Source organism: Thermus sp. NMX2.A1 (assembly GCF_000511705.1).
Classification (GTDB): domain Bacteria; phylum Deinococcota; class Deinococci; order Deinococcales; family Thermaceae; genus Thermus; species Thermus scotoductus.
This window is the reverse complement of sequence record NZ_ATNI01000100.1, coordinates 1-8,583: the sequence shown is the minus strand read 5'-3', so window position 1 is coordinate 8,583 and position 8,583 is coordinate 1. Positions and strand designations below refer to the sequence as shown.

Genomic DNA, 8,583 nt, shown 5'->3' with positions numbered 1-8,583 from the left:
GGGGTTTTTAGAGCGTATGCAGGTCATAGAGTACGCCCGGGCCTTCTTCATGGGGCGGGCGGGATGGAGCGCCATGGGAGCCTTGCTCATCATCTCCGGGGCCTTTGGCCTTTTCCGGCGGCAGGAGGCCTTGAGGGTGGGGGGGTACCGCACCGACACCGTGGGGGAGGATATGGAGCTGGTGGTCCGCCTCCACCGCTGGGCCCGGGAGGAGGGACGGGAATACCGCATCCTCTACACGCCAGATCCCATTTGCTATACGGAGGTGCCTGCGGACTGGACTACCTTGAGGAGGCAGCGAAACCGCTGGCACCGGGGTTTATGGGAGGTTCTTTGGAACCATCGGGTTATGCTTTTCAACCCCCGGTATGGCCGGCTGGGCTTGGTGGCCATGCCCTACTTCTTCCTCTTTGAGGCCCTGGCCCCCGTGGTGGAGGTTTTGGGCTATGCGCTTTTGCCTATCTTTTACCTCCTTGGCCTCTTCAACCGGGAGTTCGCCCTTCTCTTCCTCCTTTTGGCCGTGGGGTATGGAGTACTTCTTTCCCAGCTTGCGGTGGGCATGGAAACCTTGCTTCTGAAGCGTTACCCCAGGTTCCGGGACCGTCTCGTCCTCCTCTTTTTTGCCCTCCTCGAGGGCCTGGGTTACCGCCAGCTTTTGGCCTTGGAGCGCTTCCTTGCCACCTTCCAGGTCTGGCGCAAACGGGGGGTATGGGGGGAGATGCGGCGAAGGGGGTTAGAGGCTTCGCAGCCGAAGGACCACCCCAAGCCGTAGGCCCAAGGAGAGCAGGATAGGGAGATGATAAGGGCTTGGTCCCACGCCCAGGCTGGCAACGCCTCCCGCTATCACACTTCCGGCAAGTCCGCCTAGACCCATGGCTAGCCAGAAGAGGACGAGGTAGCCGTTCCGACCTTCCCGGGGAGCCTGGGCTAAAACGGCGTTGGCCAAAGCAGTGCCCAGGCCACTCCAGGCCAAGGCGTCAGCAAGGGCAGAGAGCCATATGGGCCAGGGAAGGGCTGAAGAGCCCAAAAGCCAAAGGCCGGGCATAAGGGCTGCCACCATCGCCGTGCGGAAGAGGACGGCCTTGTGGCCTTCCCGGTCCGCCATCCGGCCCCACATGGGTCCGAAGAGGAGGCCGCTTGAGGCGGAGATCACCGTCCAAAGACCCACCTCGGTCATGGAGAGACCACCCACCTGTACGAAGTAGGGGATGACGTAGGGTCCTCCCACCATGACCGCCCCGTACCAGAGAAAAACCAGGCCCAGGTAGCGCCGGTAGGCCAGGTCCTGCCAGGCGATCCCGAGAGCCTTTCGGGCGGGAGGGGCGGGGGATTCCGAAGGCTCGCTTTGGAGGCGGAGCAGCAAGACGGAAAGAAGCCCGGCCCCCACCCCCAGAAGGAGAACAACCTGGTAGCCCAGGGGTGAAGGAAGGCGATCGGCCACCATACCCCCCATGAGGTTCCCCAGGGTGCCCACCAGGCCCAAGAGGGCGTTTCTGAAGCCGAAGTAGCGTCCCCGCCTTTCCTCGGCCACCAGGTCCGCCATCCAGGAGAGCCAGAGGACCCCCACCGGGGCAGCCAGAAGCTGGGAGAGGCCGGCAAAAAGAAGAAGGGTTGGCACCCTCAAGCCTTCCGGCAAAAAGGCGGCCAGGGTAGCGGGCAGGAAGAGCATCCGGGCCAAAAAGTTGAGCCGCACCGCCAGGGCCTTGCGGCTTCCCCTCAGGGAAAGGGCCAGGGGGGTTAGGAGCTGGGCCAGGAAGGGAAGGGCTCCCAGAAGGGCCAAGGCTTGGGGGGAAGCGCCCAGGGCCAGGGCATACCCGGTGACGATCACCCCCGTGCTCCAGTTGAGGAAGAGGATGGCCAAGACGCCTTCCCATATGGAGAGCTTTAGGGAGCGCTCCGGTTCCACCCCATGATTATCCTTGAACCCGGTAAAATCTCCCCCATGGAGACCGTCATCACCCGCATGCTGGGTATCCGTTATCCCATCGTGGCCGCCCCCATGTTCCTGGTTTCCGGGGCCAGGCTCCTTCAGGCGGTGGCCGAGGCGGGGGCCATCGGGGTCATCCCCAGCCTCAACTTCCGTACCCACGCTGGCTTTCGGGAGTTTTTGGAGACCTTTCCCCCAGGGCTTCCCTTCGGGGTGAACCTCATCCTTAAGGACAATCCCCGCCTCGAGGAGGACCTGGAGGCGGTGGCCGAGCGAAGGGTGCCTTTGGTGGTCACCTCCTTGGGGGACCCCACCCGGGTGGTGGAGCGGGTCAAGGCCTATGGCGGCGTGGTCTGGTGCGATGTGGTGGGTTTAAGGCACGGGAGAAAGGCGGTGGAGGCCGGGGCCGACGCCCTGGTGGCGGTGGCCGCTGGGGCTGGGGGGCATGCCGGGATGGTGAGCCCCTTTGTCCTCGGGCCCTGGCTTAGGGAGGAACTCGGGGTGCCCGTGCTCATCGCCGGGGGCATCGCCACGGGAAGGCAGCTCCTCGCCGCCTTGGCCCTGGGGGATGGTGCCTATATCGGCACCCGCTTCATCGCCACCCTGGAGTCCGAGGCTCCCCTGGAGTACAAGGAAGCCCTTTTGAGGGCCACTCCTGAGGACATCCAGTACACCCCGGAGGTTACCGGGGTGCCCGCCAACTTCCTCCGGGAATCCCTGGAGCGCTTCCGCCAGGGTGGGGGCAAGGCCTGGAAGGAAGTGTATTCCGCCGGGCACGGGGTGGCCTTCATCCGGGATCTCCCTTCCGCCAAGGAGGTGGTGGCCCGGCTGGTGGCCGAGTACCAGGAAGCCAAGCAAAGCCTGCCCTGATTCCATATCGGGGGTTTTCGCCAAGATGCTTACCGCCTTGCGCATCTTCTTTCCCTTTATCCTCTCCCTGGGCTTGGCCTACGCCCAGTACGACCTGGTGGTCTACGGGGCTACCCCCCAAGGGGTGACGGCAGCTGTGGCCGCGGCCCAGGAGGGCCTTAGGGTCCTTCTCCTGGAACCCGGGCGGGGGGTAGGAGGGGTTCTCACCCAAGGGTGGCTGGCCACCCTGGACCTGGCCAAGGACCGGGAGGGCCTTCTCCAGGGAGGGCTTTTTCGTGACTTCTACCGCCGTATCGGGCAGGAGGCTTCCTTTGATGCGAAGCGGGCGGAGGAAGCCCTGTGGGCCATGCTCCGGGAGGCGGGGGTGGAGGTCCGGTTGCAGGTGCCCCTGGACCGGGTGGAGGTGGAGGCGAGCCGCCTGACCCTGGTGGCGATCCCTGAGGGCCCCGTTCAGGCTCCCTACTTCGTGGATGCCACCGATACCGCGGAACTCGCCTTTCGCGCTGGGGCCAGCTTCACCCAGGGGAGGGAGGACACGGGTCTGGACCAGCGGAGCATGGCGGCCACCTTGGTCTTCCGGTTGGAGGGGGTTCCCTGGGGTGCCGTCTTTCTGGCCCTCAACTACGAGGGCCAGGTGCAGCGTACGGGGGCGGGGGCCTGGGGGAGGAGCGGCTGGGGTTTTGCAGGCCTGGTGCGGGGTTACCTCCCCTCCGATCCCAGCCGCTACGCCCTTCGGGGCTTGAACCTGGCCCGCCAGGACGACGGGAGCCTGCTGGTCAACGCCCTTCTCCTCTTCGGGGTGGAGGGGGCGGATCCTTTGAGCCTGGAGCGCATGCGCCTGGAAGCGGCCCTCGAGGCCGAGCGGGTGGTGGCCTACCTGCGGGAGAAGGATCCCCTCCTCTTTGGCACCGCCCGCCTGGCCGGGGTGGCCCCTAGCCTCTATGTCCGGGAAAGCCGCCACCTGAAGGCCCTTACCGCCTTAAGGCTGATGAGGTCCTCCTGGGCCGGACCTTTCCCGACGCCGTGGCCCTGGGGGGGTACCCCTTGGACGGCCAGGCCTACTTTCCGGGGGAAACCCCTTACCTTTTGGGTACCCCGGCACCCTACGGGGTGCCCTTCCGGAGCCTGGTGCCCCAGGAGTTGAGAAACCTCCTGGTGGTTTCCCAGGCGGCGGGGTTTGACAGCGTGGCCGCCTTTTCCGCCCGGGTGGTTCCCTTGCAGATGGCCTTGGGGGAGGCGGCAGGGGTGGCGGTGGCCCTCCTGCGGAAGGCCCCGCAAGCAGGGCTTATGAAGGTGCCCCTGGCGGATTTTCACGAGCTGGCCGCAAGCGGGCAGGCCCTCGAGGCGCTGCGCAAGCGGCTTGCCCAAAGGGGGGCTAGGTTTTCCTCCCCCGAGGGAGGCCGGGTGGAGGCGGAAAGGCCAGGGTACCGGGAGGCGGTGGCCCTCCTGAGGCGGGGGCTCTTCGCCGGACCCTACTACCTGAAAGGCTCCTTGGGCCTTTCCGAACCCATTCTCCTGGGGGACTTCTTGGCCAACCTGGAGCACTACTACCGGGCAAAAGGGCCTGAGGAGCGCCTTAGGGTGGTGCTAAAGGCCAGGGAGCTTTTCCGGGAGGAACTGCAAAAGCCCTTGAAGCGGTTCACCCTGAACCAGCTCTTGCAGGCGCTGGGGGAGGGCAAGCTTTCGGGTGCCGATCCCGTGACCCGGGGGGAGGCGGCCCTTCTCCTCTACCGGCTTCTGCCATAATGGTCTAAAGTGCTAGCCATCTTGCTCCTCCCCGAGTTCTCCGAGCTGGAGGCGGCCCTAGCCCTCGAGGCGGCCAAGCGCCTGGGGCTTCCCGCCTATACGGTGGCCAAGGGCCGCAAGGGAACCCCGGCCCTGGCGGGCTCCGTCTGGACCCCCACCTACGCCTTCCCTGCGGCCCCGCCCCCGGAAGCCCTCCTCATCCCCGGGGCCAAAAGGCCAGGCCGGATGGCCCGGGATCCCTCCTATGTGGCCTTCGTGGAGGAGGTATGGGAGGGGTTAGAGGCAGTGTTTCTGGGCTTTAACGCCCATCTCTTCCTGGCCGAGGTGGGCAGGCTGCCTTCCCGGGTGGCGGCCCCAGGGGAGGTGGCCCAGGCCTTGGCCAAGCAGGGCTACCAGGTGGCGGATGGTTCCTTCCACCGGGAGGCCAAGGTCTATACCACCCTGGGGGGGTTATCCCTGCTTAAGGCTTTAGAGGATTGGGCGCAAAAAGCGATTGAACTTTAAGTTTATACGGTAGTACACTACCCCCATGACCGTGAGGGAGTATCAGAAAAAGCGGCGCCGGGAGCGCATCTTCCAGGCGGCCATGGCCCTTTTCCGTCAGCAGGGTTTCCGGGAAACCACCGCCAGCGATATCGCCAAGGCCGCCCACGTGTCCCGGGGTACCTTCTTCAACTACTACCCCTATAAGGAAGCCGTGCTCCTGGAGTACGGGAGCCTGCTTCTTGCGGACCTCAGAGAGGAGGTAAGGCGGCGCCTGGCCCAGAAGGAGGATCCCATGGCCCTCCTCCGCTTCCTCTTCCAGAGGCTTGCCGCCTTTACCCAGGCGGAGAAGGACCTTCTTTTGCCCCTTCTCTACGAGCTTTTAAACCCCGATCCGGTCCGGGCCAAGGCCGCCTTCCTGGCCCTGCCTTTGGGGGACTTGATCGCCGAGGTCCTGAAGCCCTTGCGGGAAAAGGGGGTGGTGCGGCAGGACCTTTCCCTGGAGCGCATGGGCCGCACCTTGGCCGACCTTTACTTCCTCGCCGCCTTGCGCTGGGCGGCCTATACCCCTAACCGGGATTTCGGGGAGGAGGTAGAGAAATCCCTGTCCTTGGCCCTGGAAGGGATTCTGGCCCGAAGCCAGCCCACCCAGGTTTCCAGGAAATCCGCCAAAGCCAAGGCTTAGTCCGCGGCCACCTTCAGCCTTTGGGCGATCTCGGGGATTCTGGCCAAAAAGACCCCTGTGGGGCTACCCGTGAGGGCCACCTCCTCCGGGGTGCCCTCGGCCACGATCTCCCCGCCCCGGTCGCCCCCCTCGGGGCCCAGGTCAATCACCCAGTCTGCGGTCTTCACCACGTCCAGGTTGTGCTCGATGACCACCACGGTGTTCCCGGCATCCACCAGGCGGTGGAGCACATCCAGAAGCTTGGCCACGTCGTCAAAGTGAAGGCCGGTGGTGGGCTCGTCCAGGATGTAGAGGGTGCGGCCCGTGGACTTACGGCCCAGCTCCGTGGCCAGCTTGATCCTCTGGGCCTCCCCCCCGGAAAGGGTGGGGGAGGGCTGGCCCAGGCGCATGTAGCCCAGGCCCACGTCCACCATGAGCTGGAGCTTGCGGGCGATAGTGGGAACGTTCTGGAAAAACTCCAGGGCTTCCTCGGCGGTCATGTCCAGGACGTCGGCGATGCTCTTGCCCCTGAGCTTCACCTCGAGGGTCTCCTTGTTGTAGCGCTTGCCCTTGCACACCTCGCAGGGTATGTAGAGGTCGGGCAGGAAGAGCATCTCAATCTTCACCGTGCCGTCGCCCCCGCAGGCCTCGCACCGCCCCCCCTTCACGTTGAAGGAGAAGCGACCCGGGCCATACCCCCTCTTCCTGGCCTCCGGGGTCTTGGCGAAGAGGTCGCGGATCTCGTCAAAGATCCCGGTGTAGGTGGCAGGGTTGGAGCGAGGGGTGCGGCCGATGGGGGACTGGTCGATCTCGATCACCTTGTCCAGGTGCTCCACTCCCTCCAGGGATTCGTAGGCTCCAGGGGTGGTCTTGGCCCGCATGAGCTTTTGGGCCAAGGCGGCGTAGAGGACATCGTGGATCAGGGTGCTCTTTCCCGAACCGGAGGGCCCGGTCACCGCCACGAAGCGGCCCAAGGGGATTTTCAAGGTGATGTTTTTCAGGTTGTGCTCCCGGGCCCCCTTGAGCACCAGCCATTTGCCGTTTCCCTTCCTACGCTCCTTGGGCACGGGGATTCGCTTTTCCCCCCTTAAGTAGGCCCCGGTAAGGCTCTCCTTGCTTTTAAGGATCTCCTCCAGGGGTCCTTGGGCCACTACCTCTCCTCCGTGGATGCCGGCCCCCGGTCCCATGTCCACGATCCAGTCCGCGGCCCGCATGGTTTCCTCGTCGTGTTCCACCACGATCAGGGTGTTTCCCAGCCCCTGGAGGCGCTTCAGGGTCTGGATGAGGCGCTGGTTGTCCCTGGGGTGCAGGCCGATGCTGGGCTCGTCCAGCACGTAAAGCACCCCGGTGAGGCCGCTTCCCACCTGGGTGGCCAGGCGGATCCGCTGGGCCTCCCCTCCGGAGAGGGTGTTGGCGGCTCGGTCCAGGGTGAGGTAGTCCAGCCCCACCCCCACCAGGAAGCCCAGCCTCTCCACGATCTCCCGCAGGATGGGGCGGGCGATCTGGGCCTGGAAGGGGGAGAGATGGGCCTCGAGGTTCCGGAAAAACTCCAGGGCCTCGCGAACGGGCAGGGCCGAAACCTCGGCGATGTTCTTGTCCGCCACCCTTACGGAGAGCACTTCCTTCTTGTAGCGGGTGCCGCCGCACACCGGGCAGGGCTTCTGCGACATGAAGCCTTCCAGCACCTCCTTGACCCCTTCGGACTCCGCCTCCTGGTACCGCTTCTGCAGCCAGGGGATGACCCCCTCGTAGTGGACCTCCACCCGGAAGGTTTCCTTGCCTCCCCGGCGGAAGACCACCTCAAAGGGCTCGGGAAGGCCGTGGAGCACGGCCTGCTGGGCCTCCTCCGGCAGGTCCTTGAAGGGGGTTTTGAGGTCGAAGCCCATGTGTTCTGCCAAGGCCCGAAGCCGGTCCCAGAGGTAGCTTCGCCCCGTGTCCCGCCCCCGGGCCCAGGGCAGGATGGCCCCCTCGGCCAGGGAGAGCTCGGGGTTCACGATGAGCTCAGGGTCAAACTCCTGCTTGTAACCCAGACCCGAGCAGGCAGGGCAGGCCCCGTAGGGGGCGTTGAAGGAGAAGATGCGGGGCTCGAGCTCCTCCAGGACGCTTCCGTGCTCGGGACAGGCGAACTTCTCGGAGAAAAGCTCCTCCTGGCCGGAATCCGGGTAAAGGACCCGCATGAGCCCCTCGCCCCTAAGGAGGGCGAGCTCCACTGCCTCGGCGATGCGGGGGCGTTCCTCCTCCTTAAGGACCACCCTGTCGATCACCAGGTCAATGTCGTGCTTCTCGTACTTTTCCAGGTTTAGGTTCTGGGCCTCCTCCAGGAGGTAGATGACCCCATCCACCCGCACCCGGGCGTAGCCTTCCTTCATGAGTTGCTGGAAAAGCTTGCGGTACTCCCCCTTTCTCCCCCGCACCAAAGGAGCCATGAGGATGGCCCGGGTGCCCGGGGGGTTCTTCAGGAGGCGGTCGGTGATCTCGCTAGCGGATTGCTTCTCAATGGGGCGGCCGCACTCCGGGCAGTAGGCGGTGCCGATGCGGGCATAAAGAAGGCGGAGGTAGTCGTGGATCTCCGTCACCGTGCCCACGGTGGAGCGGGGGTTGTGGCTGGTGGTTTTCTGGTCGATGGAGATGGCGGGGGAGAGGCCCTCGATGCTTTCCACCTCGGGCTTGTCCATGACCCCCAGGAACTGGCGGGCGTAGCTGGAGAGGCTTTCCACATAGCGCCGCTGCCCCTCTGCGTAGATGGTGTCAAAGGCCAGGGTGCTCTTGCCCGAGCCGGAAACCCCGGTGATGACGATGAACTTGCCCCGCGGGAGCTCCAGGCTGATGTTCTTGAGGTTGTGCTCCCGTGCCCCCCGGATGACGATGCGGTCCATCCGTGGAAGTATACCAC

Annotated in this window: 6 protein-coding genes and 1 pseudogene; 5 read left to right on the top strand and 2 right to left on the bottom strand. The window is 65.1% G+C overall.

What is annotated here, in order from left to right; translation table 11 throughout:
- The coding region (locus TNMX_RS10930; protein WP_038032196.1) for a glycosyltransferase at nt 1–772 on the top strand (772 nt) is incomplete at its 5' end.
- Here TNMX_RS10930 and TNMX_RS10925 read toward each other — a convergent pair.
- A complete protein-coding gene (locus TNMX_RS10925; protein WP_038032193.1) occupies nt 734–1,906 on the bottom strand; it encodes an MFS transporter in 1,173 nt (390 codons plus the stop codon). The two genes, TNMX_RS10930 and TNMX_RS10925, sit on opposite strands and share 39 nt — an antisense overlap.
- 36 nt (nt 1,907–1,942) lie before the next feature.
- On the opposite strand from TNMX_RS10925, the gene TNMX_RS10920 reads away from it, so the two are divergent.
- From TNMX_RS10920 to TNMX_RS10905, 4 genes and pseudogenes are all read left to right on the top strand, one after another.
- Nucleotides 1,943–2,797, top strand: coding sequence for a nitronate monooxygenase family protein (locus TNMX_RS10920; protein ID WP_015717860.1), 855 nt, complete (start codon nt 1,943–1,945; stop codon nt 2,795–2,797).
- 25 nt (nt 2,798–2,822) lie between these two features.
- Nucleotides 2,823–4,543, top strand: a pseudogene (locus TNMX_RS10915) (FAD-dependent oxidoreductase).
- A 9-nt stretch (nt 4,544–4,552) separates the two neighbouring features.
- A complete protein-coding gene (locus TNMX_RS10910; protein ID WP_038032190.1) occupies nt 4,553–5,047 on the top strand; it encodes a DJ-1/PfpI family protein in 495 nt (164 codons plus the stop codon).
- Nucleotides 5,048–5,072: 25 nt separating this feature from the next.
- Nucleotides 5,073–5,711, top strand: a complete 639-nt coding sequence (locus tag TNMX_RS10905; RefSeq protein WP_038032181.1) for a TetR/AcrR family transcriptional regulator — start codon at nt 5,073–5,075, stop codon at nt 5,709–5,711.
- Here the strand turns inward: TNMX_RS10905 and uvrA are convergent.
- Nucleotides 5,708–8,566 carry an excinuclease ABC subunit UvrA gene (gene uvrA / locus TNMX_RS10900; RefSeq protein WP_038032178.1) on the bottom strand — a complete coding sequence of 953 codons (2,859 nt, stop codon included), beginning with the start codon at nt 8,564–8,566 and terminating at the stop codon, nt 5,708–5,710. The two genes, TNMX_RS10905 and uvrA, sit on opposite strands and share 4 nt — an antisense overlap.
- Nucleotides 8,567–8,583 lie beyond the last annotated feature (17 nt).

Bases quoted from the DNA above. Each gene is read 5' to 3' on its own strand.
- TNMX_RS10920 (WP_015717860.1), top strand. From the start codon at position 1,943: ATGGAGACCGTCATCACCCGCATGCTGGGTATCCGTTATCCCATCGTG.
- TNMX_RS10905 (WP_038032181.1), top strand. From the start codon at position 5,073: ATGACCGTGAGGGAGTATCAGAAAAAGCGGCGCCGGGAGCGCATCTTC.
- uvrA (WP_038032178.1), bottom strand. From the start codon at position 8,566: ATGGACCGCATCGTCATCCGGGGGGCACGGGAGCACAACCTCAAGAAC.